The 24,080-nt window shown below is 72.0% G+C and carries 21 protein-coding genes; 17 read left to right on the top strand and 4 right to left on the bottom strand.

Features of this window, described 5'->3' with window-relative positions:
* Positions 1 to 68 precede the first annotated feature (68 nt).
* From pdxT to MF672_RS23320, 12 genes are all read left to right on the top strand, one after another.
* Positions 69 to 647: a pyridoxal 5'-phosphate synthase glutaminase subunit PdxT gene (pdxT, locus tag MF672_RS23375; RefSeq protein WP_242371364.1), complete on the top strand. Its 579-nt coding sequence runs from the start codon at positions 69 to 71 to the stop codon at positions 645 to 647.
* 3 nt (positions 648 to 650) lie between these two features.
* Complete coding sequence (locus tag MF672_RS23370) at positions 651 to 1,409, top strand: YebC/PmpR family DNA-binding transcriptional regulator (protein WP_242371366.1); 759 nt, start codon at positions 651 to 653, stop codon at positions 1,407 to 1,409.
* 108 nt (positions 1,410 to 1,517) lie between these two features.
* Positions 1,518 to 3,260: a carbohydrate ABC transporter permease gene (locus MF672_RS23365; RefSeq protein ID WP_242371512.1), complete on the top strand. Its 1,743-nt coding sequence runs from the start codon at positions 1,518 to 1,520 to the stop codon at positions 3,258 to 3,260.
* An 11-nt stretch (positions 3,261 to 3,271) separates the two neighbouring features.
* Positions 3,272 to 4,420 carry a GNAT family N-acetyltransferase gene (locus tag MF672_RS23360; protein WP_242371369.1) on the top strand — a complete coding sequence of 383 codons (1,149 nt, stop codon included), beginning with the start codon at positions 3,272 to 3,274 and terminating at the stop codon, positions 4,418 to 4,420.
* 144 nt (positions 4,421 to 4,564) lie between these two features.
* Positions 4,565 to 5,095, top strand: a complete 531-nt coding sequence (gene ruvC / locus MF672_RS23355) for a crossover junction endodeoxyribonuclease RuvC (RefSeq protein WP_242371370.1) — start codon at positions 4,565 to 4,567, stop codon at positions 5,093 to 5,095.
* Positions 5,096 to 5,135: 40 nt separating this feature from the next.
* Positions 5,136 to 5,756, top strand: a complete 621-nt coding sequence (gene ruvA / locus MF672_RS23350; RefSeq protein ID WP_242371371.1) for a Holliday junction branch migration protein RuvA — start codon at positions 5,136 to 5,138, stop codon at positions 5,754 to 5,756.
* A 510-nt stretch (positions 5,757 to 6,266) separates the two neighbouring features.
* Positions 6,267 to 7,298 carry a Holliday junction branch migration DNA helicase RuvB gene (gene ruvB / locus MF672_RS23345; protein ID WP_242371372.1) on the top strand — a complete coding sequence of 344 codons (1,032 nt, stop codon included), beginning with the start codon at positions 6,267 to 6,269 and terminating at the stop codon, positions 7,296 to 7,298.
* 211 nt (positions 7,299 to 7,509) lie between these two features.
* Positions 7,510 to 7,887 (top strand): preprotein translocase subunit YajC, encoded by a 378-nt coding sequence (yajC, locus tag MF672_RS23340; RefSeq protein ID WP_242371373.1) that lies wholly within the window; start codon positions 7,510 to 7,512, stop codon positions 7,885 to 7,887.
* Positions 7,888 to 7,975: 88 nt separating this feature from the next.
* Positions 7,976 to 9,760 carry a protein translocase subunit SecD gene (secD, locus tag MF672_RS23335; RefSeq protein ID WP_242371374.1) on the top strand — a complete coding sequence of 595 codons (1,785 nt, stop codon included), beginning with the start codon at positions 7,976 to 7,978 and terminating at the stop codon, positions 9,758 to 9,760.
* A 1-nt stretch (position 9,761) separates the two neighbouring features.
* The gene (secF, locus tag MF672_RS23330; protein ID WP_242371375.1) at positions 9,762 to 10,763 is read left to right on the top strand and encodes a protein translocase subunit SecF; all 1,002 of its coding nucleotides are present in this window, start codon (positions 9,762 to 9,764) and stop codon (positions 10,761 to 10,763) included.
* Positions 10,764 to 11,033: 270 nt separating this feature from the next.
* Entirely contained in the window at positions 11,034 to 11,552 is a 519-nt protein-coding gene (locus MF672_RS23325) for an adenine phosphoribosyltransferase (RefSeq protein WP_242371376.1), read from the top strand.
* A 203-nt stretch (positions 11,553 to 11,755) separates the two neighbouring features.
* Positions 11,756 to 13,948 carry a RelA/SpoT family protein gene (locus MF672_RS23320; protein WP_242371377.1) on the top strand — a complete coding sequence of 731 codons (2,193 nt, stop codon included), beginning with the start codon at positions 11,756 to 11,758 and terminating at the stop codon, positions 13,946 to 13,948.
* A gap of 18 nt (positions 13,949 to 13,966) precedes the next feature.
* On the opposite strand, the gene MF672_RS23315 is transcribed toward MF672_RS23320, so the two are convergent.
* The 3 genes from MF672_RS23315 to MF672_RS23305 form a co-directional block, all read right to left on the bottom strand.
* Entirely contained in the window at positions 13,967 to 15,058 is a 1,092-nt protein-coding gene (locus tag MF672_RS23315; protein WP_242371379.1) for a cupin domain-containing protein, read from the bottom strand.
* Between the two features lie 103 nt (positions 15,059 to 15,161).
* Complete coding sequence (locus MF672_RS23310) at positions 15,162 to 16,391, bottom strand: DUF349 domain-containing protein (RefSeq protein ID WP_242371381.1); 1,230 nt, start codon at positions 16,389 to 16,391, stop codon at positions 15,162 to 15,164.
* A 62-nt stretch (positions 16,392 to 16,453) separates the two neighbouring features.
* The gene (locus MF672_RS23305; protein ID WP_308210512.1) at positions 16,454 to 17,323 is read right to left on the bottom strand and encodes a peptidylprolyl isomerase; all 870 of its coding nucleotides are present in this window, start codon (positions 17,321 to 17,323) and stop codon (positions 16,454 to 16,456) included.
* 138 nt (positions 17,324 to 17,461) lie between these two features.
* Between MF672_RS23305 and MF672_RS23300 the strand changes: the two genes are divergently transcribed.
* Genes MF672_RS23300 through aspS form a run of 3 tightly spaced genes read left to right on the top strand, consistent with a single transcriptional unit; the run spans position 17,462 to position 21,143 of the window.
* Positions 17,462 to 18,142, top strand: a complete 681-nt coding sequence (locus tag MF672_RS23300; protein WP_242371385.1) for an MBL fold metallo-hydrolase — start codon at positions 17,462 to 17,464, stop codon at positions 18,140 to 18,142.
* The gene (gene hisS / locus MF672_RS23295) at positions 18,142 to 19,398 is read left to right on the top strand and encodes a histidine--tRNA ligase (protein ID WP_242371387.1); all 1,257 of its coding nucleotides are present in this window, start codon (positions 18,142 to 18,144) and stop codon (positions 19,396 to 19,398) included. Before MF672_RS23300 ends, hisS begins: the two co-directional genes overlap by 1 nt.
* Positions 19,395 to 21,143, top strand: coding sequence for an aspartate--tRNA ligase (aspS, locus tag MF672_RS23290; RefSeq protein ID WP_242371390.1), 1,749 nt, complete (start codon positions 19,395 to 19,397; stop codon positions 21,141 to 21,143). Before hisS ends, aspS begins: the two co-directional genes overlap by 4 nt.
* Before the next feature lie 64 nt (positions 21,144 to 21,207).
* Here aspS and MF672_RS23285 read toward each other — a convergent pair whose 3' ends face one another.
* Positions 21,208 to 22,104 carry a peptidylprolyl isomerase gene (locus MF672_RS23285; RefSeq protein WP_242371392.1) on the bottom strand — a complete coding sequence of 299 codons (897 nt, stop codon included), beginning with the start codon at positions 22,102 to 22,104 and terminating at the stop codon, positions 21,208 to 21,210.
* A 168-nt stretch (positions 22,105 to 22,272) separates the two neighbouring features.
* Between MF672_RS23285 and MF672_RS23280 the strand changes: the two genes are divergently transcribed.
* The gene (locus MF672_RS23280; protein WP_242371393.1) at positions 22,273 to 22,755 is read left to right on the top strand and encodes a DUF2231 domain-containing protein; all 483 of its coding nucleotides are present in this window, start codon (positions 22,273 to 22,275) and stop codon (positions 22,753 to 22,755) included.
* A 9-nt stretch (positions 22,756 to 22,764) separates the two neighbouring features.
* Positions 22,765 to 24,069 carry a replication-associated recombination protein A gene (locus tag MF672_RS23275; protein ID WP_242371395.1) on the top strand — a complete coding sequence of 435 codons (1,305 nt, stop codon included), beginning with the start codon at positions 22,765 to 22,767 and terminating at the stop codon, positions 24,067 to 24,069.
* The last annotated feature ends 11 nt before the right edge of the window (positions 24,070 to 24,080 follow it).

Genomic DNA, 24,080 nt, shown 5'->3' with positions numbered 1-24,080 from the left:
GCGGCGGAAGACGCCGGGCCCCCGTGGTGTTGAATATCTGGACCCGCACCCGGACGGAAGGATCGACCGTGCCCACCATCGGTGTACTCGCCCTCCAGGGAGACGTGCGCGAGCATCTGCGCATGCTTCAGGAGGCAGGCGCCTCGCCCCTCGCCGTGCGCAGGCCCGCCGAGCTGGACGCGGTCGACGCCCTCGTCGTCCCCGGCGGCGAGTCCACGACCATGTGGAAGCTCGCCGACACCTTCGACCTGCTCGAACCGCTGCGCCTGCGGATCAAGGAAGGCATGCCCGCCTACGGCTCCTGCGCCGGCATGATCATGCTGGCCGACCGCATCGAGGACGGCATCGCCGGGCAGCAGACCGTCGGCGGCATCGACATGGTGGTCCGGCGCAACGCCTTCGGCCGCCAGGTCGACTCCTTCGAGGCGGACCTGGACTTCGCGGGCGAGCGCGTGCACGCTGTCTTCATCCGCGCGCCGTGGGTCGAATCCGTCGGCCGCGACGTCGAGGTGCTGGCGATGTGCGAGCCTGGGGATAGGATCGTCGCGGTCCGTCAAGGTCCGTTGCTCGCGACCTCGTTCCACCCCGAACTCACCGGGGACACGCGCGTGCACCGTTACTTCGTAGACATGGTTAGGGAGCTCTAAGTAATGTCCGGCCACTCCAAATGGGCGACGACGAAGCACAAGAAGGCCGCGCTCGACGCCAAGCGGGGCAAGCTGTTCGCCAAGCTCATCAAGAACATCGAAGTGGCGGCCCGCACCGGTGGCCCTGACCCGGACGCCAACCCCACCCTCTTCGACGCCATCTTCAAGGCCAAGAAGAACTCGGTGCCCAACGACAACATCGAGCGGGCCCGCAAGCGCGGCGGCGGGCTGGAGGCCGGCGGGGCCGACTGGCAGACCATCATGTACGAGGGCTACGCCCCCGGCGGCGTCGCGGTGCTCATCGAGTGCCTCACCGACAACCGCAACCGCGCGGCCTCCGAGGTGCGCGTCGCCCTGACCCGCAACGGCGGCTCCCTGGCCGATCCCGGGTCCGTGTCGTACATGTTCAACCGCAAGGGCGTCGTCATCGTCCCCAAGCAGGGCGGGCTGGACGAGGACACCGTCCTCATGGCCGTCCTGGAGGCGGGCGCCGAAGAGGTCAACGACATGGGCGACTCCTTCGAGGTCGTCTCCGAGGCCGGCGACCTGGTGCCGGTCCGCAAGGCGCTGCAGGAGGCGGGCATCGACTACGACTCGGCCGAGTCGAGCTTCCTGCCGACCATGAGCGTGCCCCTCGACGAGGAGGGCGCCAAGAAGGTGTTCCGCCTCATCGAGGCGCTGGAGGACAGCGACGACGTGCAGAACGTCTACGCCAACTTCGACGTCAGCGACGCCGTGCTGGAGCGCCTCGGCGCCGAGTGACGCGGCCGGGGCCAGGCAGCCGCCCGGCCGGCGTGAAGGCCCGGCGACACGCCGGGCCTTCGCCCTTTTCCCGCACCGGCGGGCGGGCGCGAAGTAGGGTCGGGCGACGTGACTTCCCCCAACCCACCACAGGCCTCCTACCGCTCCATCGGCTGGCTCCTCGCCCTGCCCGCCCTCCTCGGCACCCTGATCACCCTCGTGCTCCCGACGGCCCAGACGATCTGGCTCAGCTTCCAGAGCGGCGGCGCCATCACCGCGCACGTGTTCGCGGGCACGGAGAACTACGCCGACCTGCTGGGCGGCAGCCGGTTCTGGCAGGTGCTGGGGTTCACGGCGTCGCTGGTCGGGCTGCCGCTGCTGGTGTCGGTGGTGGTGGCGCCGCTGCTGGCGCTGGCGCTCGACCGCGGCGGCGCCTGGCCGCGCCGGGCCGGACGCGTGGTGCTGGCCCTGGCGATCGTCACGTTCTCGCCGGTCGGCGTGGCCGCCGGCTGGGTGCGCGCGCTGCGCGCCGGCGCCGCCTCCTCCGGGGCCACCTCCTCCGGGCCGCTCGGCCTGTCCCCCGCGGACCTCGCCGACCCCGCCACCGCGCCCGGCGCGGTACGGCTGATCGTCGCCGCGGCCACCTTCGGCGTGGTGTGCGCCGTGGCCGTCACCGCCTACCTGCCCGCCCTGCGCGGCGGCGCGCCCACCACCGCCATGCTCGTCGTCGGCGTGCTCGTCGCGCTCGCCACGCTCGCCGCCGGGCTGCAGACCTTCGCCATCGGGACGGTGCTCACCCAGGGCGGGCCCAGGTACTCCACCGCCACCCTGGCCTTCCTGGAGTACGACAACGCCTTCCGGCTCGCCAGGTTCGGGCCGGGGGCGTCCGTGGCGACCGTCATCGGGGCGCTGCTGGGCGTCCTCGGGATCGCCGCCACGGTCGTCGCCGTCGCCGCCCGCCTCCGCATCACCCTGACCCGCCCCGCCCCCGCCCCCGCCCCCGCCCCCGCCGCTGCCGCCCCCGCCGCTGCCGGGCCCGCTCCCGCCGGTGAGGCCGCTCCGGGAACGGTCCCGGGGCGGCGGCCTGGGGCCGCCGCGGTCGCCGTCGCAGCCGTCGCCCTCGTGCTCTTCGCCGCCGTCGGCGTGCTGCTGGCCTGGCCGTGGATCTCCGGCGTGCTGGCCGGCGCCCCCGGGACGGCCGCCCAGGCCGTCCAGGACGGCCTCCGCGTCCAGATCAACACCTGGGTGCCCGCCACCGCCGGAGCGCTCGTCTCCGTCGGCGTGGCGTACCTCGCCGCGCTCGGCATCGGCGGCCTGCGCCCGCTCGGCCGCCGCAGCGAGTGGCTGCTGCTGATCTTCGCGCCCTGGCTGTTCGTCGGCACCGGCACGCTCGGCGTCGCGAACTGGCAGACCCTGCGCAACCTCGGCCTGATCGACACCTTCCTCGCGCTGGTGCCGCCGCTGCTGGTGAGCGTCCCCGCCCTGTTCGTGCTGACCCTCCTCTGCAAGGGCCTGGCCGAGCGCGACGGCGGCCGCGACTTCTTCGGCGGCGTCGTCCTCCCGTCGCTCCCCATGGCGGGCATCCTGGCCGGGGCCGTCACCCTGGTGAACGCCCAGGACCTGCTCTGGCCGCTCCTGGTCGTCCAGGAGCCCGGCCTGTTCACCGCCACGGCCGCGCAGGCGGCGCAGCTCGGCGGGTTCGCCGCGGCGCTCCCCGACGTCGGGCTGACCACGCCGCTCGCCGTCGTCGTCCTCGCGCTGGCCGCCGCCGTGGCCGCCCAGCTCCTCTACCTCGACCGCCTCGCGATCGCGACCAAGGGCACGCCCGCCGGGGCGGCAAACGGCTCGCGTCCCCGGGTCACCGCTGCGTAGGTTGGACGGCTGTGGAAATTCGCGATCTGACCCCTGACGACCTCGACGCCGCCCTCGACCTCCGCAGGCGCGCGTTCGGCCCGATCTCCGCCGCCGAGGCCGGCGCCTGGCGGCACGCCGTCACCCCCGTGCTGGAGGAGGGACGCTACCTGGGCGTCTTCGACGGCTCCAGGCTGGCCGGGGCGGCCCGGCTGCGCCCGTTCACGCAGTGGTGGCACGGCCGGCCGCAGCCGATGGCGGGCGTCGCGGGCGTCACCGTCAGCCCCGAGGACCGCGGCCGGGGCGTCGGCACCCGCCTCATGCGGGCCGTCCTCGACCGGGGCGTGGCGCTCGGCGAGGCGGTGTCCGTGCTGTTCCCGGCGACCACGCCCATCTACCGCTCGCTCGGCTACGAGCACGGCGGCGGGCAGCGCAAGGTGACGCTGCCCGCCGAGGCGCTGCGCGGGCTGCGCCCGGCCGGCCAGGTCAAGCTGCGCAGGATGGGGCCCGACGACGCCGCCGAGCTGATCGCCGTCCTGCACCGGGTGTACGCCGGCCTCCGGGCCAGCGGCCCCATCACCTACGACGAGCGCACCTGGCGGCTGTGGCTCGCCGACGACAACGACTTCCGCTACCTGGCCGACGACGGCTACGTCGTCTACCGCTGGAACGGCGAGAACATCCGCGTCGTCAACCTCGTCGCCGGGTCCGCCGAGACGGCCAGGGCGCTGTGGTCGATGGTGGGCACCTCCTCCTCCGTCGCCAAGAACGTCGTCGCCCCCCTCGCGCCCGACGACCCCGTCCTGTGGCTGCTGCCCGAGCGCTCGCAGGACCACGTCGAGGACCAGCGGTGGATGTTCAGGGTGCTGGACGTGGCCGCCGCCGTCGAGCGCCGGGGCTACCCGGCCGCCGTCGCCTGCGACGCCGTCGTCACCGTCGAGGACCCGGTGCGCGGCGGCGGCACCTGGCGGCTGGAGATCGCGGACGGGTCGGGCACGGCCACGCCGGTCACCGCTGGAGCCCCCGCCGCCGTGCTCTCGGCGAACGGCCTGTCCGCCCTCTACTGCGGCGTCCCCACGGGCACGCTGCGCCTGGCGGGGCTCATGACCGGCGACGACCGGCACGACGAGGCCCTGGACGCCGCCTTCGCCGCCAAGGCGTACACGCTCGACTACTTCTGACAGGCCGGCACCGTGCGCTCCGCCTCGCGCGTGCCGGCGGTGCGCGGCCCGCGACAGGCCGTGCGTCGCACGGTGCGCGGCCCTCGCGGGCGCGGTAAAGTCTCGTGCCGAACAGATGTTCGGCCGTGCGGGGAGGGCGATCGGATGCGGGTGTTGGGCGTCGATCCTGGGCTGACCAGGTGCGGGCTGGGCGCGGTCGAGGGGCGGCCGGGCGCGCCGCTGGGCCTGATCGCGGTGGGCGTCGTCCGCACCGGCTCCGACCAGGAGCTCGGCGCGCGGCTCGTCGGCATCGAGGCCGGCATCGAGCAGTGGCTCGACGACGTGCGTCCCGACGCGGTCGCGGTCGAGCGGGTCTTCGCCCAGCACAACGTCCGCACCGTCATGGGCACCGCCCAGGCCGCCGGCATCGCCGTGCTGTGCGCCGCCCGGCGCGGGCTGCCCGTCGCGCTGCACACGCCCTCCGAGGTCAAGGCCGCCATCACCGGCAGCGGCACCGCCGACAAGAAGCAGATCGGGGCCATGGTCACCCGGCTGCTGCGGCTGGCCGAGATGCCCAAGCCGGCCGACGCCGCCGACGCGCTGGCGCTGGCCATCTGCCACGTCTGGCGCGGCGGCGCGCAGAGCCGCCTGGCCGCCGCCCTCGCCCGCGCCGCCCCCAAGAACGCCAGACGGTGAGCACGACGATGAACGTTTCAGCGACAGGGGAGGGCCGGCCGTGATCGCGTCGGTGGCAGGAAAAGTGACCGCGATCGCGCCCGACGCGGCCGTCATCGAGGTCGGCGGCATCGGCGTGCTGACGCACTGCGCGCCGGCCACCCTCGCCCTGCTGCGCGTCGGCGAGGAGACCCGGCTCGCCACGTCGCTCGTGGTGCGCGAGGAGTCGCTCACCCTCTACGGCTTCGCCACCGACGACGAGCGCGCCGTGTTCGAACTGCTCCAGACGGCCAGCGGCGTCGGCCCCAAGCTGGCCCTCGCCATGCTCGCCGTCCACTCGCCCAACGCGCTGCGCGTCGCCGTCGCAAGCGCCGACCTCAAGGCGCTCACCCAGGTGCCCGGCATCGGCCAGAAGGGCGCCCAGCGCATCGTGCTGGAGCTGAAGGACCGGCTCGGCACGCCCGAGGAGACGGTCAACGCCGCGCTCAACGGCGAGCGGCGGACGGCGGTGTGGCGCGAGCAGGTCCACTCGGGCCTGGTGGGGCTCGGCTACTCCGGCAAGGACGCCGACGAGGCGATCGCCGCCGTAGAGCCCATCGCCGACGCCGACCTCACCGCCGGCCGCCAGCCCCAGGTCGCCGCCCTCCTCAAGGCCGCACTCCGCTCCCTGAGCACCCGATGACCCCCGCCCGCCGCCCCCTGACCGCGCCTCTGGGCCGGACGCCGCTCCCGTCCAGCCCTCTGCCCGGAGAGCCGGTGCTCGTCGCGGAGAGGCCACCGTCGCGGGGAAGCCACCGCGACGCCGCCGCGACGCCGCAGCCCGCCGCACCGCACACGTCGCACCCCCCCACGGCCGAAGCCGCCCCGCAGGGCTTCTCACGACGGTGGCCTCCAAGAACGCACGTCTCGTCGCGAGCGAGGCTCCCTCAAGAAGGCGATCCTTCGAGGAGGAAGTCGGGCCGGTGGGTCGGGCGAGCTGGTGGGTCGGCGGGGCCGGTGAGCCGATGGGCCGGTGGGTCGGGCGGGCCGGTGGGTCGGGCGGGCCGGTGGGTCGGGCGAGTCGATCGGGCGCGCCGATGCGTCCGGCGCGCCGCTGAGTCGGCGGGGCCGGTGCGTCGGCGGGTGAGCCGGTGGATCGGTGAGTCGGTGAGTGGTGTGGTGGTAGTGGTGTCGAGGAGAGGGCGTGGTCGGTGTGGGGATTGATCGGGAGCTGGTGTCGCCCGCCGCGACCGGCGACGAGCTGCAGATCGAGGCGGCCCTGCGCCCCAAGCGGCTCGCCGAGTTCATCGGCCAGGGCCGCGTCCGCGAGCAGCTCTCCCTGGTGCTGGAGAGCGCGCTGCGCCGCCGGCGCCCGCCGGACCACGTGCTGATGAGCGGCTCCCCGGGCCTGGGCAAGACGACCCTCGCCATGATCATAGCGGCCGAGCTGAACGCGCCGCTCCGCATCACCTCGGGCCCCGCCCTGGAGCGGGCCGGCGACCTCGCCGCGATTCTGTCCACGCTGGCCGAGGGCGAGGTGCTGTTCATCGATGAGATCCACCGCATGGCCAGGCCCGCCGAGGAGATGCTCTACCTCGCGATGGAGGACTTCCGGGTCGACATCGTCGTCGGCAAGGGCCCGGGCGCCACCGCCATCCCGCTGGACATCGCCCCGTTCACGCTGGTCGGCGCCACCACCAGGGCCGGGCTGCTGCCCGCGCCGCTGCGCGACCGGTTCGGCTTCACCGCCCACATGGACTTCTACGAGCCCGCCGAGCTGGAGCAGGTCCTCTACCGCTCGGCCCGGCTGCTCGGCCTCGACCTGCCCGCCGACGGCGCGCACGAGATCGCCCGCCGCTCGCGCGGCACGCCCCGCATCGCCAACCGGCTGCTGCGGCGGGTGCGCGACTTCGCCGACGTCCGCGCCGACGGGGTCATCGACCGCGACGTCGCCGCCGCCGCGCTCAACCTGTACGAGGTCGACGCCGAAGGGCTCGACCGGCTCGACCGGGCGGTGCTCGGCGTGCTGCTGAAGAAGTTCGGCGGCGGCCCGGTCGGCCTGTCCACGCTGGCCGTCGCCGTGGGGGAGGAGCCGGAGACGGTCGAGGTGGTGGCCGAGCCGTTCCTCGTCCGGCAAGGACTGCTGGCCAGGACCCCGCGCGGCCGGGTCGCGACCGCCGCCGCCTGGCTCCACCTGGGCATGACGCCGCCGCCCGACGCGTTCGGAGCCGTCGATGCGCACTGATCACAGATCGGTTGCAACCATCTCGAATCGGGAACTTCCCCGCGCGCCGAAACGCTGCCTCGTTGCCGCGTTTCGCAACAAGCGCCTACACTCCGTGGCTTGGCTGGCTGTGTAGGCTGACGGGCTGAGCGGCGCGGCCCGACGTGACGCACGGAATTTCCGGCGTGAGGCCGGTGTCAACTCCTTGTACGACGATGGAAGGTCGCCTCTGATGGACCAACTCACAAGCATTCTGCCGCTGATCCTGCTGGTGGTGGTGTTCTACTTCCTGCTGATCCGCCCCCAGCGCAAGCGTCAGCAAGAGGCGGCCCAGATGCAGAACAGCCTCACGCCCGGCACCCGCGTCATGACGACGACCGGGCTGTTCGGCACCGTGGTTGCGGTGGACAATGAGGATGTGATCCTCGAGGTCGCCCCGGGCATCGAGACCCGCTGGGTCAAGGCTGCGATCGGCCGGGTCGTCACGCCGGGCGACGCGCCGGCCGACGAGCCGGTGGTCGAGGACGAGGCCGTCGAGGAGAAGAACGAGTCCGAGGTCGCCGCCGACCGCAACGGCGAGCAGGACTCCAGCACCAAGCGGCTTGACTAAGCTTCTGCGACAAACCTCTATCCGAAAGAACTGACGACCAGTGGCCCGACCGACCAGCCGCCACAGCCGACCGGGGCGAACGCTCCTGGTGCTGCTGGCGTTCATCCTCGCCATGGGCGCGACGATGCTCCTGCAGAAGGCGTTCACGCCGAAGCTGGGGCTCGACCTCGCCGGCGGCACGACGGTGACTCTGTCTCCCGTGACTCTGAACAACGCGAGTCCACCGGAAGAGATCCTTGACCGAGCGGTCAACATCATCCGCGAGCGGGTCAACGGGACCGGCATCTCCGACGCGGAGGTCGCCAAGTCCGGCGACAACATCATCATCTCCATTCCGGGCGTCGGGCAGAGCGAGGCCATCAAGCTGGTCGCCACCACCGCGGAGCTGCGCTTCCGTCAGGTGCTCGCGATGGAGGCCACGCAGGTGCCGCAGGACCTGGCGACCAACGCGCCCTCGCCGGGCGCCTCCCAGTCCGCCGCGCCGTCGGCCTCGGCGTCGGCCGCGCCTTCCACCACGGCCTCCGGCTCGCCGCAGCAGTCGGCCAAGCCGTCCCAGTCGGCGGGCGCGCCCAGCGCCTCGCCCACCGGCAAGGCCCTGTCGTCGGCGCTGACCGCGCCGACGCCGGCCGCCTCCGCGTCCGCCGCCCCTTCGGCGACGCAGAGCGCCCAGGGCCAGAAGAACGACAAGAAGGGCCAGAACGCCAAGGCCACGCCGAGCGCGTCGCCGTCGGCGCAGGCCAGCACGCCGCCCGCCCAGGACCCGAACGCCCCCCAGATCAACACGCAGGGCATCGACCCGGCGGTCCTGGCCCAGTTCAACAAGCTCAACTGCGCCGACCCGGCCAACCGCGGCCAGGGCGTCCAGGACGACCCCAACAAGCAGTACGCCGGCTGCGAGACCGACGGCAGCTACAAGTACGTCCTCGACGTCGCCAAGGTCGTCGGCACCGACATCGACACCGCCAGCGCCGGCGTCCGCCAGGGCACCACCGAGTGGGTCGTGCAGCTCGACTTCAAGAGCAAGGGCGCGGGCGCCTGGGCCGACCTCACCCAGAAGGCGTACAGCTCGCAGGAGCCGCGCAACAAGGTCGCGGTCGTCCTCGACGGCGTGGTCATCACCGCCCCCAACATCATCAGCCCGATCCCCGGCGGCCGGGCCGAGATCACCGGCGGCTTCGACCAGGCCAGCGCCACCACCCTGGCCGACCAGCTCAAGTACGGCGCGCTGCCGCTGAAGTTCAACCGCAGCTCGATCGACTCCGTGTCCTCGACGCTCGGCCAGGACCAGCTCCAGGGCGGCCTCATCGCCGGCGTGATCGGCCTCGGGCTCGTGGTCCTCTACTGCCTGCTCTACTACCGCGGCCTCGGCATCGTCGCGGTGCTGAGCCTGGTGGTGGCCTCGATCCTCACCTACACGGCGGTGGTCGTGCTCGGCCACAACGCCGGCTTCCGGCTGTCGCTGCCGCACATCATCGGCCTGGTGGTCTCGATCGGCATCACCGCCGACTCCTTCATCGTCTACTTCGAACGCATACGCGACGAGATGAAGGAGGGGCACCGCACGCTGCGGGCGGCCGTCGAGGTGGCCTGGGTCCGCGCCCGGCGCACGATCCTCATCGCCGACGCCGTCATGTTCATCGCCGCGATCGTGCTGTACTTCCTGGCGGTGGGCGGTGTGGCCGGCTTCGCCTTCGCGATGGGCCTGACCACGCTGATCGACATCGTGGTGGTGTTCCTGTTCACCAAGCCGTTCATCGCCCTGCTGGCGAGGCTGAAGTTCTTCGCCAAGGGCCACCCGCTGTCCGGGCTCGACGCCGAGCGCATGAGCGAGCACGGCACCGCCGCCCGCCCGACGACCCCGCAGGAGGCCTGACATGGGACTCGCGCGTCGCCTCTACCGGGGCGAGATCGACGTCGACTTCGTCGGCAAGTGGAGGCTGTGGTACAGCCTGTCCGGCGTGCTGCTGCTCGTCTCGATCGTCGGCCTGCTGGTCAACGGGCTCAACCTGGGCGTCGAGTTCCGCGGCGGCACGGTGTTCTCGTTCAAGACCAGCCAGAACGTCACGGTCGAGCAGGTCCGCGACGCCATCCGCGAGGACGGCGTGCACCAGGTGATCGTCCAGTCGGCCGGCAACGGCTGGCGGGTGACCACCGAGAGCCTGCAGGAGGACTTCCGGGCCCAGGTGCAGTCCGACATCGCCAAGGACTTCAACACCCCGGCCGGCGAGGTCAGCGTGCAGGCCATCGGCGCGACCTGGGGCGGCGAGGTCTCGCAGAAGGCCTGGATCGGCCTCGGCGTGTTCATGCTGGCGATCATCCTGTACCTGTCGATGGCGTTCGAGCCGAAGATGGCGCTGGCCGCGATCGTCGCGCTCTTCCACGACCTGATCATCACGGCGGGCATCTACGCCTGGTCGGGCTTCGAGGTGACGCCGGCGACGCTGCTGGGCTTCCTGACCATCCTCGGTTACTCGCTCTACGACGCGGTCGTGGTGTTCGACATGATCAAGGAGGTCACGGCCAAGCTGGGGCACACGTCGAAGATGACGTACTCGATGGCGGCCAACAACGCGCTCAACCACACGCTGATCCGGTCGCTGAACACCTCGCTGGTCGCGATCCTGCCGGTGGCGGCGATCCTGTTCATCGGCACCACGCTGCTCGGCGCGGGCACGCTGAAGGACCTGTCGCTGGCCCTGTTCGTGGGCATGATCGTCGGTACGTACTCGTCGATCTGCGTGGCCACGCCGCTGCTGGTCACGCTGAAGGAGCGCGAGCCGAAGTACCAGGCCATCGCCAAGCGCCTCGCCTCGACGAAGGGCACGGGCAAGGGGGCGAAGGGCGGCTCCAAAAGCGCCGCGGTAGCCAAGGGCTGACCGCCCGCCCCGGTTCGCCCAGGCGCCCCCGCTCCGCTCCGGAGCGGGGGCGCCGCCTTGTCGTCCCTGGGGACGCTCAGGACGTCCGGTGACGTCCGCACCCGGCCGGGACGTCCAGGGGCGTCCGGGAGGGCGTCAGCGCGGGACTGGGCGGCCCGCGCGGGTGCGGCAGAGCGCCGCCGGGGGCGGCCGGGTGGTCGGGGGAGGGGCCGGGATGCACCATCATGGTGCCCGGCACACGGCCTGCGGCAGAGAGGCGAGGGAACCGTCATGACCGAGCTGAGCACGATGATCCTGGACCGGATCAGGGACGTCCCCGACTACCCCAAGCCGGGCGTCCTGTTCAAGGACATCACGCCGCTGCTGGCCGACCCGGTGACGATGGCCGCCGTGGTGGACGAGTTGGCCGGCCTGCACGAGGTGGACAAGATCGTCGGCATCGAGGCGCGCGGCTTCATCCTGGCCGCGCCGGTCGCCTACCGGGCCGCCGCAGGCTTCGTCCCCGTGCGCAAGAAGGGGAAACTGCCCGCCGCCACGCTGGCGGAGTCCTACGATCTGGAGTACGGCTCGGCCACCATCGAGGTGCACAGCGACGCCTTCGACCCGGGCGACCGGGTCCTCATCGTCGACGACGTGCTGGCCACCGGCGGCACCGCCCAGGCGGCGGTCGAGCTGGTGGGACGCGCCGGCGGGACGGTGGTCGGCATCGCGGTCCTGATGGAGCTGGCATTTCTCAAGGGCCGCGAGCGTTTGAACGGAGTACAAGTTCACTCCCTGGTGATCGTCTGAGCCCGGCCGCCGACGGCTCGGGTTCACAGCCTGGATACACTGGGGAATCTGGACCCGAACGTGAGGAGCCAATTGCGTGAGGAGCCATTGCGGGAGGAGTCTGAGTGCCCCGTGATGTGGTCGTGCCCGACGTAACCGACTCCGGCAATGCCGAGCCGTCCGGCGCCCCCTCGTCGCGCCGCCGGCGCTTTGGGGGTGGGGCGATGAACCCGGTGCTGGAGCCGCTGTTCCGCACGGTCCGCGCCACCCACCCCAAGGCCGACCTGCGCGTGATCGAGCGTGCCTACGACGTGGCCGCCTACCATCACCGCGACCAGAAGCGGAAGTCCGGCGACCCGTACATCACGCACCCGCTGGCCGTGGCGACGATCCTGGCCGAGCTCGGCACCGACGACGAGACCCTGTGCGCCGCGCTGCTGCACGACACGGTCGAGGACACCGCCTACAGCCTCGACGAGCTGCGCGCCGACTTCGGCGACACCATCGGCTCGCTGGTCGACGGCGTGACCAAGCTCGACAAGGTGAAGTTCGGCGACGCCGCGCAGGCCGAGACCGTCCGCAAGATGGTCGTGGCGATGTCGCGCGACATCCGCGTGCTCATCATCAAGCTGGCCGACCGGCTCCACAACATGCGCACCATGCGCTACCTGCCCGAGCACAAGCGCCACCAGAAGTCCCGCGAGACCCTGGAGATCTTCGCCCCGCTGGCCCACCGCCTGGGCATGAACACCATCAAGTGGGAGCTCGAGGACCTCGCCTTCGCCATGCTCTACCCCAAGCGCTACGACGAGATCGCGCGCATGGTGTCGGAGCGGGCGCCGCGCCGCGACCTGTTCCTGCAGGAGGTCATCGAGAAGGTCTCCGGCGACCTGCGCGAGGCGAAGATCCGCGCGGTGGTCAAGGGCCGGCCGAAGCACTACTACTCGGTCTACCAGAAGATGATCGCCAGGGACGTCGCCTTCGACGACATCTACGACCTGGTCGGCATCCGCGTCCTCGTCGACAGCGTCCGCGACTGCTACGCGGCGCTCGGCACCATCCACGCCCGGTGGAACCCGGTGCCGGGGCGGTTCAAGGACTACATCGCGATGCCCAAGTTCAACATGTACCAGTCGCTGCACACCACGGTGATCGGTCCCGAGGGCAAGCCGGTGGAGCTGCAGATCCGCACCCACGCGATGCACCACAGGGCCGAGTACGGCGTGGCCGCGCACTGGAAGTACAAGGAGGAGGTCGGCGCGCCCGGCCCGAGCGGCAAGGTCAAGCCGGGCAGCGACATGGCCTGGCTGCGCCAGCTTCTCGACTGGCAGAAGGAGACCTCCGACCCCGGCGAGTTCCTGGAGTCGCTGCGCTTCGACCTGTCGGTCTCCGAGGTGTACGTCTTCACCCCGAAGGGCCAGGTCATCGCCCTGCCCGAGGGCGCCACGCCGGTCGACTTCGCCTACGCGGTGCACACCGAGGTGGGCCACCGCTGCATCGGGGCGCGGGTCAACGGGCGGCTGGTGCCGCTGGAGTCGCGGCTCGGCAACGGCGACACCGTCGAGATCTTCACCTCCAAGTCGCCCGACGCGGGCCCGTCGCGCGACTGGCTGAAGTTCGTCAAGTCGGGCCGGGCCCGCAACAAGATCCGGCAGTGGTTCTCCAAGGAGCGCCGCGAGACCGCGATCGAGGCGGGCAAGGAGGCCATCGGCCGGGCCATGCGCAAGCAGGGCCTGCCGCTGCAGCGGCTGATGTCCGGCGAGGCGCTGCTGGCGCTGGCCCGCGACCTGCGCTACCCCGACGTCTCGGCCCTGTACGCCGCCGTCGGCGAGGGCCACATCGCGGCCCAGGCCGTGGTGCAGAAGCTGGTGGCCTCGATCGGCGGCGTCGACAGCGCCGAGGAGGACATCGCCGAGACCTCGCTGCCCACCCGGCTGCGCGGCCGTCCCCGGGGCGGGGGCGGCGCCGGCGTGGTCGTGGCGGGCGACGCCGACGTGTGGGTGCGCCTGTCGAAGTGCTGCACGCCGGTGCCGGGCGACGACATCGTCGGCTTCGTCACCCGCGGCCACGGCGTGTCCGTGCACCGCTCCGACTGCACCAACGTCCAGCAGCTCAAGTCGCAGCCCGACCGGCTGGTCGACGTGAGCTGGTCGCCGGGCGACGACAGCGTGTTCCTGGTGGCCATCCAGGTCGAGGCGCTGGACCGGCCGCGGCTGCTGTCCGACGTCACGCGCACGCTGTCCGACCAGCACGTCAACATCCTCAGCGCCTCGGTCACGACCTCGCGCGACCGGGTGGCGATCAGCAAGTTCACCTTCGAGATGGGCGACCCCAAGCACCTGGGGCACGTGCTCAAGGCGGTGCGCAGCATCCAGGGCGTCTTCGACGTCTACCGGGTGAGCGGCGCCGGCGGCTGAGCCGCCTCCGCGGGGCCCCTAGCGGGGCCGCAGGTCGGGCAGGTTGACCACGACGGCCTCCTGCGTGCTGCGCGCGATGACGACCACGGCCTCCCGCTCGGGGTCGGGGTTCTCCTCGCGGTGCGGCACGTACGGCGGCACGAAGACGTAGTCGCCGGGCGAGGCGGACAGGCGCACCTCCGCGCCGTCGCGCAGGAAGACGAACGACGGCGTGCCGCTGACCACGTAGATCGCGGTCTCGGAGGCCCCGTGGTGGTGGTCGGCGGAGCGGGTGGCCGGGGCCACGTGCGTCTGGCCCATCCACAGCCGCTCGGAGCCGGCGCTCGCGCCGCTGATCGCCGCCAGCCTGCGCATGCCGCCGCTCTGCGCCGTGTCGCCCGAGAGCGCCCCTGCGGGCACGTGGCGCAGCGGCCGGTGGAAGGGGTCGCCCTCGACCCGGTAGCCCTCCCACAGGCGTCCTCCCGCCCGCTCCAGGACGTCCGTGGCGACGCCGGTCAGGGCGGCGGGGTCGTCGCGGGCGGCCAGCAGCCGCTCGGCCAGGTCGGGATCGTGCGCGCGCAGCTCGCGCAGCAGCCACTTGCCGCTGCCCTGCCAGCGCCGCCCGAAGCCCAGCGCCAGCCGCGCGGTGTCCTGCACCACCTGCCAGGAGATGAACGCCCGCTCGCCGGGGTCGCCCGCGCCGGCCAGGTCGTCCAGCAGGTCGGACAGCCCGTAGCGGGCCCGCTCGGTCTCGCCGTCGCTCAGCCCGCCCGGCCCGGCCGCCAGCCGCTCGCCCAGCGCCGCCTGCAGGTCGCTGGCCCGGCCGCCGGTGCGGTCGGCCAGCACCGCGCCCTCGGCGCACATGCGGGCCAGGCTCGGCTGCCGCCGGTCGAAGTCGTGTTCCAGGTAGGCGCGCAGGCTCGTCTCGCTGTGCACGAACAGCTCCACCGGCCAGCCCCGCCACCGCAGCGACTCGCGGTAGGGTCGCGGCAGGCCGTCGAGCACCACGACGACGTCGAGGTCGGAGGTGCTGGTGCGGCGCTCGGTGAGCGCGCTGCCGCCGACGTAGGCGTACAGGGCCCCCGGGAACATCTCCTCGACGAGCGCGCGTGCGACGCTGACCGGATCCATGCGGCCAGCCTAGATCGCGCACCCCGCCGCGTGCCGCCCGATTCCCCGTGATCGGGCGGAATGCAGAGTGCCGGAGCGGGATGCGAGGTGCCGGAACGGCCGCCTAGCTGAACTCGGCGAGCGTGCGCTCGGCCTCCTCCAGCCAGGAACGGCGGGCGATCAGGGCCTCCTCGGCCTCCTTGACGTCCTTGGCGCGGCCGGCCGCCTGCGCCTTGGACAGCCGCTTCTCCAGCTGGTCGATGGAGGTGCGGAGCTGGTCGACGGTGCTCTGGGCGCGCGCCCTGGCCTCGGGGTTGGAGCGCTTCCACTCGGCTTCCTCGGCCTTGCGCACGGCCTCGTCCACCCGGCGCAGCCCGCCCTCCAGGCGGTCGCGCTGCTCGCGCGGCACCGGTCCGGCGGCCTCCCACCGCTCCAGGAGGTGCCGCAGGGCGCCGCGCGCCGTACGCGCGTCGGTGACCGGCAGGATCTTCTCGGCCTCGGCCAGCAGCTCCTCCTTGACCTGCGCGTTGGCGGCCAGCGAGGCGTCGCGCTCGGCGAAGACGGCCGAGCGGGCCTGGAAGAACTGGTCCTGGGCGGCCTTGAAGCGGCCCCACAGCTCGTCCTCGGCCTCGCGCGAGGCCCGGCCGGCGCTCTTCCACTGCTGCATCAGCTCGCGGTAGACGGCGGCGGTCGGCCCCCAGTCGGTGGAGTCGGCCAGCGCCTCGGCCTCGGCGACGATGCGCTCCTTGGCCGCGCGGATGCCCTCGCGCTGCTCGTCCAGCCCGGCGAAGTACTGCTTGCGCCGCTTGGCGAAGGCGGTGCGGGCGGCCGAGAGCCGCTTCCACAGGGCGGCCTCGGTGACCCGGTCGATGCGGTCGGCGGCCTTCCACTCCTCGACGAGCTGGCGCAGCCGCTCGCCGCCGGACTTCCAGTGGGTGGTCTCCTCCGCGATGCGCTCGGCCTCGGCGACGATGCGCTCCTTGACCGCCCTGGCCTCGGCGCGCGCCTGCTCGCGGGCCGCCTTGACCTCCTCGCGGCGCTGGGCCACCAGCTCGGTCAGGCCGTCCAGGCGCGCGGTCAGCGCCTGGAGGTCGCCGATGGCGTGGGCGTCGGCGACGGCCTCGCGCAGCTTGACGATGCTGGCCTCGGCCTGCGCCGGAGCCAGGTCGGTGCCCCGCACCCGCTGCTCGAGCAGCTGAACCTGGCCCGCCAGCTCGTCGTACTTGCGATGGAAGTAGGCCAGTGCCTCTTCGGGTTCACCGGCCTGCCAGGAGCCGACGGCCCGTTCTCCCTCAGCCGTACGCACGTAGACGGTGCCGTCGTCGTCTACCCGGCCCCACGGGTCGGTGCTCACCGTGTCCTCCCGCACTCTCCATCAGACCCTTCGGGACTACTTCGTCCCTAGTTTGTATTACGTCAGCTCTTGCCGGCGATTGTCACGTCTTTGATTTCCACGGTTTCCTTGGGAGCGCCCGTCCCGTCGCCCATGTCGGCGATGACGCCTGCTTTGTTCACCTTGTCCAGGATGTCGAGCCCCTTCGTGATCGTACCCACCGGCGTGTAGTCCGGGGTGAGCCCGATGTCGCCGTACACCAGGAAGAACTGGCTCCCGGTGCTGCCCGGCGCGGAGGTCTTGGCCATCGCCATGACGCCGCGGGTGTACTTGGCGCCCTGGAGGTTCTCCTCGGCCATCACGTAGCCGGGGCCGCCCGAGCCGTCCTGGCTCTTGCCGTCGGCCTTGGCCGTCGGGTCGCCGCACTGCAGCATCGGGAACTTGGCGCTGCCCAGGCGGTGGCACTTGCTGCCGTCGTAGTACTTCTTCTTCGCCAGGAACTCCAGGGAGTTGGTGGTGCAGGGAGCCTTGGCGTTGTCGAGCTCGACCACGATGTCGCCCAGGTTGGTCTTCATCGTCATCGTCTTCTTGGCGGGCGTGGTCTTCACCTTCGCCGGCGGCATGCCGACGTCCTTGACCTGGCCGCCGCTGGCGTCCTTGACGTAGTCGCAGGTGCCCGTCGCCGCGTTGTACGGCTTCGGCCCCGTGCTGGCCGAGGCCGAGGCCGTCTCGGCGGCCGAGGCCGTCGGCGAGGCCGCGGCCTCCGTGCCCGTGTCCTCGCCGCCGAGGAGCGCGACCGCGGCCACGATTCCGCCGACCACGATCACCACGCCCACGGTGGAGCCGATGATCGCCGTGCGCTTGGCCTTCTGCTCGCGTTCGATGCGGCGCTGCATCTGCCGCTCGTAGTGCTCGCGTGCCAGCTGCTTCTGCCGGTCCTTCCCCGTGGCCACCGCTTTGCCTCCCATAGTCAATCAACCAAGGTGGGCGAATCGTATCGGCCAACGGGTAATGATTCGCAGCCCGGCGACCCGCACCGGTACCCTTCGGTTACATTCCCATTGGCTTTTCGACGAGATCACCTGAGGCAGATGCTCATCGCCGGCTTCCCCGCAGGGGCCTTCCAGACCAATTGTTACGTCGTCGCGCCCGCGGCCGGCGAGGAGTGCGTGATCGTCGACCCGGGCCAGGAAGCCGTCCAGGGCGTCGACGACCTGCTGCGCGAGCACCGGCTCAAGCCGGTCGCCGTCGTGCTCACCCACGGCCACCTCGACCACGTCTGGTCCGTCGCCCCGGTCTGCGGCGCGCGCGACGTGCCCGCCTGGATCCACCCCGAGGACCGCCACCTGCTGAGCGACCCGGCCGCCGGCTGGTCCGCCGACAGCGCCTCGCTGTTCGGCGGCATCACCCTCACCGAGCCCGGCGACGTGCGCGAGCTGACCGACGGCGCCCTGCTGGAGCTGGCCGGCCTGGAGCTCGTCGTGGACCACACGCCCGGCCATACCAGGGGGTCGGTGAGCTTCCGGCTGCCCGGCGAGCAGGTCATGTTCTCCGGCGACCTGCTGTTCGCCGGCTCCATCGGCCGCAGCGACCTCCCCGGCGGCGACTACCCGACCCTCCTGCGCAGTCTGGCTACCAAGTGCCTGCCGCTGCCTGACGATACGGTCGTGTTGCCGGGCCACGGACCACAGACCACGATCGGCCGCGAGCGCGTGACCAACCCGTACCTGAAGGAAGCAGCGCCGCACGCCGGTCCCACACGAGGGATCTAATGAGCTTCCAAGCACCGAAGGGCGTCAAGGAGTACGTCCCGCCGCAGGCGTCCGTCTTCTACGCGATCCGCGCCGCGTTCGCGGAGACGGCCAGGCGCGCGGGCTACTCCTACCTGGAGACCGCGGTCTTCGAGGACACCCAGTTGTTCGCCCGCGGCGTCGGCGAGTCCACCGACGTCGTCAGCAAGGAGATGTACACCTTCACCGACCGCGGCGGCCGTTCGCTGACGCTGCGCCCGGAGTTCACCGCCGGCGTGCTGCGCGCGGTCCTGGAGTACGGCCTGCACCGCGGCCAGCTCCCGGTGAAGGTGTGGACCGACGGGCCGGTCTTCCGCGCCGAGGCACCGCAGGAGGGCCGCTACCGCCAGTTCTACCAGCTCGACCTGGAGGCGATCGGCAGCGAGGACCCCGCCGTCGACGCCGAGACCATCGCGCTGGCCTGGCAGTGGTACTCCGCGCTCGGCCTCACCCGCGTGCGCCTGCTGCTCAACTCGCTCGGCTGCCGCGAGTGCCGCCCGCTCTACCGCGCCCGGCTGCAGGAGTTCCTGCGCGCGCTCGACCTCGACGAGGCCACCCGAGCCCGCATCGAGATCAACCCGCTGCGGGTGCTCGACGACAAGCGGCCCGAGGTGGTGCGGCAGCTCGAGGGCGCGCCGCTGATCGGCGACCACCTGTGCGCCGAGTGCAAGTCCTACCACGACCGGGTCAAGCAGCTCCTGGCCGACCTCGGCATCCCGTGGGAGGACTCCCCGCGGCTGGTGCGCGGCCTCGACTACTACACGCGCACCACGTTCGAGTTCGACCACCCGCTGCTCGGCGCCCAGTCCGGCATCGGCGGCGGCGGCCGCTACGACGGCCTGTCGGAGGCCATCGGCGGCCCGCCGCTGCCCGGCATCGGCTTCGGCCTCGGCCTCGACCGCACCGTCATCGCCCTGGAGCGCGAGGGCATCGAGCTCGCCACCCCCGCCCGCTGCGAGGTGTACGGTGTGGCGCTGGGCGACGAAGCGGCGCGCGCCATGTTCGCTCTCGTGAGCGAGCTGCGCGCGGCGGGCGTCGCCGCCGACATGGCCTTCGGCGGCAAGGGGCTCAAGGGCGCGATGAAGGGGGCCGGCCGTTCCGGCGCCCGCTTCGCGCTGATCCTGGGCGAGCGCGACCTCGCGGCCCGGGCCGTGCAGGTGAAGGACCTGACCACAGCAGACCAGACCGAGGTGCCGCTGGCCCAGGTCGTGGACGTCTTGAAGGGGAAGTTGCAGTGATCCGCACGCATACGGCCGGGTCGCTCCGCGAGGAGCACGCCGGGCAGAAGGTGACGCTCGCGGGCTGGGTGGCCCGCCGCCGCGACCATGGCGGCGTGGTCTTCATCGACCTGCGTGACGCCTCCGGCTCGGCGCAGGTGGTCTTCCGCGAGGAGGACCACGCCCACGACCTGCGCGCCGAGTACTGCGTGAAGGTCGTCGGCGAGGTGCGCCTGCGCCCGGAGGGCAACGAGAACCCCGAGCTGCCCACCGGGAGGATCGAGGTCGTCGCCGACGCCGTCGAGGTGCTGAGCGAGTCGGCGCCGCTGCCGTTCCCGATCGAGGGCAACGTGGGGGTGTCGGAGGAGGCGCGGCTGAAGTACCGCTACCTCGACATCCGCCGCGAGCGGGTGGCCAACGCCATGCGGGTGCGCTCCAAGGCCACCTACCTCGCCAACGAGGTCATGAGCGAGCTCGGCTTCGTCTACGTCGAGACGCCCACGCTGACCCGCTCCACGCCCGAGGGCGCCCGCGACTTCCTGGTGCCGGTGCGCCTGCAGCCCGGCAACTGGTACGCCCTGCCGCAGTCGCCGCAGCTGTTCAAGCAGCTCCTCCAGGTGGCCGGGCTCGAGCGCTACTACCAGCTCGCCAAGTGCTACCGCGACGAGGACCTGCGGGCCGACCGGCAGCCGGAGTTCACCCAGATCGACGTCGAGATGTCCTTCGTCGACCAGGAGGACGTCATCGCGGTCGGCGAGACGCTGATCGGCCGGCTGTGGCGGGAGATCGCCGGCTACGAGCTGCCCACGCCGCTGCCGCGCATGACGTACGCCGAGGCCATGGCCCGCTACGGCTCCGACAAGCCGGACCTGCGCTTCGGCCAGGAGCTGGTGGAGATGACCGGCTACTTCTCGGCCACCTCCTTCCGCGTCTTCCAGGCCGACTACGTCGGCGCGGTCGTCATGCCGGGCGGCGCCTCGCAGACCCGCAAGGAGCTCGACGGCTGGCAGGAGTGGGCCCGCTCGCGCGGCGCCAAGGGCCTGGCCTACGTGCTGGTGCAGGAGGACGGCACGCTCGGCGGCCCGGTCGCCAAGAACCTGTCGGAGCAGGAGCTGTCCGGCCTGGCCGCCGAGGTCGGCGCCGCCCCCGGTGACGCGATCTTCTTCGCGGCCGGCGCCAGGAACGCCTCGCGCGACCTGCTCGGCGCGGCCCGGCTGGAGATCGGCCGCCGCTGCGGCCTCATCGACGAGTCGCAGTGGTCGTTCCTGTGGGTGGTCGACGCCCCCATGTTCGAGCCCGTGTCCGACGAATCCGGCGGCGAGGGCGGCTGGACGGCCGTGCACCACCCGTTCACCGGCCCCAAGCCGGAGTGGGCCGACAACTTCCAGGACCACCCGGGCGAGGCGCTGGCCTACGCCTACGACATGGTCTGCAACGGCATGGAGATCGGCGGCGGCTCGATCCGTATCCACCGGGCCGAGATGCAGCAGCGCGTCTTCGACGTGCTCGGCATCTCCAAGGAGGAGGCCGAGAGCAAGTTCGGCTTCCTGCTGGAGGCGTTCAAGTACGGCCCGCCGCCGCACGGCGGCATCGCCTACGGCTGGGACCGCATCTGCATGCTGCTGTCGGGCGGCGACTCCATCCGCGACGTCATCGCCTTCCCGAAGACGGCCTCCGGCTTCGACCCGCTGACCGGCGCGCCCACCCCCATCACCGCCGACCAGCGCAAGGAGGCGGGCGTCGACGCCCCGCCGCGCAAGGACTGATCCGCCCCGGACGTGAGAAGCCGGCAGGGCGCCCGCCCTGCCGGCTTCCGCCGTTCCTCCCGCGTCAGGAGAACGTGATGCTCTTGATGATCACCGGGTTCTTGGGGGCGGTGGTGCCGCCGTCGCCGGTGATGTCGGCCTCGTTGACGATGAGGTCCTGACCGCTCTTGGCCAGGCCGATCAGCATGTCCAGGCCCTCGCTGACCACGCCCACGGTGGAGAAGCCGGCGCCGATCTGCGCGTTCTCGTCCGACAGGGAGAAGACGAACTGGCTGTTGTTCTGCCCCATGGAGTCGCCCGGCTGGGACATGAACACCACGCCCTTGACCGGCGGGATCTCGGTGTTCTCGTCGCCGTAGACGAAGCCCGCCGTGCCCTGGCCGTCGGTCGGGTTCTTGCCGTCGGCCTTGGCCTGCGGGTCGCCGCACTGCAGCAGGTGCACGCCGGCCACGTCGGGGGTGACCAGGCGGTGGCACTTCATGTTGTCGTAGAAGTGCTTCTTGTTGAGGAAGCTGAGCGCGTTGACCGTGCACGGAGCCGCGTCGGTCATCAGGTCGACGACGACCTTGCCGCGGTTGAAGTTGATCGTCATCTTCTTCAGCTTCGTGTTGGGCTTCTTGCCCGGCAGCCCCACGAACTTGTTCGGCACCGAGTCGTCACGCTTGTACGTGCACGACACCGGCCCCGCCTTGGCCGTGGCCGAGGGCGCGATCGGCACCGAGGCCGACGCCGACGCCGACGGCGAGGACGACGGCGTGCTCTGCGCCGCGGCCGCGTCCGAGCCGTCGTTCCCGCCCAGGGTGGTCGCGGCGAAGATGCCGCCGGCCACCACGACCACAGCCACGCCCGCGCCGATGAAGGTGTTCCGCTTCGCCTTGGAGGACTGGTCGGAGGCCGCGCGCTTCTCCTGCCGCTCCTTGTGCTCCCGCGCGAGGTCGCTCTTGCGGTCTTCGCCGCTCACCGCTCGTCTCCTTCATCTTTGCCGACACATGACCAAACAACTCCGCGCATGCTACCGGCCCTCGGTATGTGCCGGACGTAAGTGGCGAAAGCCGTGAGGTGCGACGTATGAGGTCGTGAACCTTATCGTGCTCCCGGGCGTAGTTGAAATGAGCACTAAGGAGCCGCCATGTTCGACCAGATCCTGGGCCTGCCGGCCCACGCGCTCGTCATCCACTTCGCGGTCGTGCTGACGCCGCTGCTCGCCGCGGTCTCGGCGGCGTACGCGCTGGTGCCGCGCTGGCGGGCGTACACGGGGTGGGCCGCGGTGCTGCTGGCGCTGGCCTCGCCCGGCGCCGTGCTCGCGGCCAAGGAGAGCGGCGAGCGCCTCAAGGAGGCCCGCTTCGCCACCGCCGGCGGGCAGCTCGGCGAGCGCATCTCCGCCCACGAGAGCTACGCGGACCCGCTCCTGCTGTCGGCGCTCGGCCTGGGCGCCGCCACGCTTCTGCTCGTGTACGCCACCCGCCCGGCCCGCGACTCCGTCGGCCGCGACCGCTTCGGCCGGCCCGTCTCCCTCACCCTGGCCGGGCTGACGCTCGTGCTGGCGGCCGTGGCCGGCGTCTTCTGCTTCCTGGCCGGCGACTCGGGCGCGAGGGCCGTATGGGGCATGTAATCTCGCGTTGTGGATAGCCTGTTCGACTCGGCCGCCGAGGACGCCACCCCGCAGCCCCTCGCGGTGCGCATGCGCCCGCGCACCCTCGACGAGGTGATCGGCCAGCGCCACCTGCTCGGCTCCGGCACCCCGCTGCGCCGCCTGGTCGAGAGCGAGGCCCCCATGTCGCTGTTCCTGTGGGGGCCGCCCGGCACCGGCAAGACCACGCTCGCCTACGTCGTCTCCAACGTCACCAAGCGCCGCTTCGTCGAGATCTCCGCCGTCTCCGCCGGGGTCAAGGACGTGCGCGCGGCCATCGACAACGCCCGCCGCGAGCTGGGCATGACCGGCCGCCAGACCGTGCTGTTCGTCGACGAGGTGCACCGCTTCAACAAGGCCCAGCAGGACGCCCTGCTGCCCGCCGTGGAGAACCGCTGGGTCACCTTCATCGGCGCCACCACCGAGAACCCGTTCTTCTCCGTCATCTCCCCGCTGCTGTCGCGCTCGCTGCTGCTCACCCTGGAGTCCCTGTCCGACGACGACGTCCGCGCCGTGCTGGAGCGGGCGGTGGCCGACCCGCGCGGGCTCGGCGGGCGGCACCGGCTCGCCCCCGAGGCGCTGGAGCACCTGGTCCGCCTCGCGGGCGGCGACGCGCGCCGGTCGCTGACGTACCTGGAGGCGGCCGCGCTGCTGGCCGAGGACATCACCGTGGAGGTCGTGGAGAAGGCCGTCGACAAGGCCGCCGTGCGCTACGACCGGCAGGGCGACCAGCACTACGACGTGATCAGCGCGTTCATCAAGTCGATGCGCGGCTCCGACGCCGACGCCGCGCTCCACTACCTCGCCCGGATGATCGAGGCGGGGGAGGACCCGCGCTTCATCGCCCGCCGCATCGTCATCTTCGCCAGCGAGGACGTCGGCCTGGCCGACCCCACCTGCCTGCAGACCGCCGTCGCCGCCGCCCAGGCCGTGCAGCTCATCGGCCTGCCCGAGGGCCAGATCAACCTCGCCCACGCCGTCATCCACTGCGCGCTGGCGCCCAAGTCCAACGCGGTCGTCAAGGCCATCGGCGCGGCGGTCGGCGACGTCCGCAAGGGGCTCATCGGCCAGGTGCCCGGCCACCTGCGCGACGCCCACTACGCCGGGGCGGCCAAGCTCGGCCACGGCGACGGCTACAAGTACCCGCACGACTTCGAGCACGGGCTGGTCCGCCAGGACTACGCGCCCGAGCAGGTGCGCGAGCGCCGCTACTACGAGCCGACCAGGCACGGCGCCGAGGGCCCGATCGCGGAGCGCTGGGCCAAGATCCGCGATTTCCTGCGCGGCGGCTCCTGAGGCGGCTCCTG

It is taken from the genome of Actinomadura luzonensis (assembly GCF_022664455.2).
GTDB lineage: Bacteria > Actinomycetota > Actinomycetes > Streptosporangiales > Streptosporangiaceae > Nonomuraea > Nonomuraea luzonensis.
The sequence above is the reverse complement of the archived record's forward strand: the minus strand, read 5'-3'. Positions and strand labels throughout refer to the sequence as shown.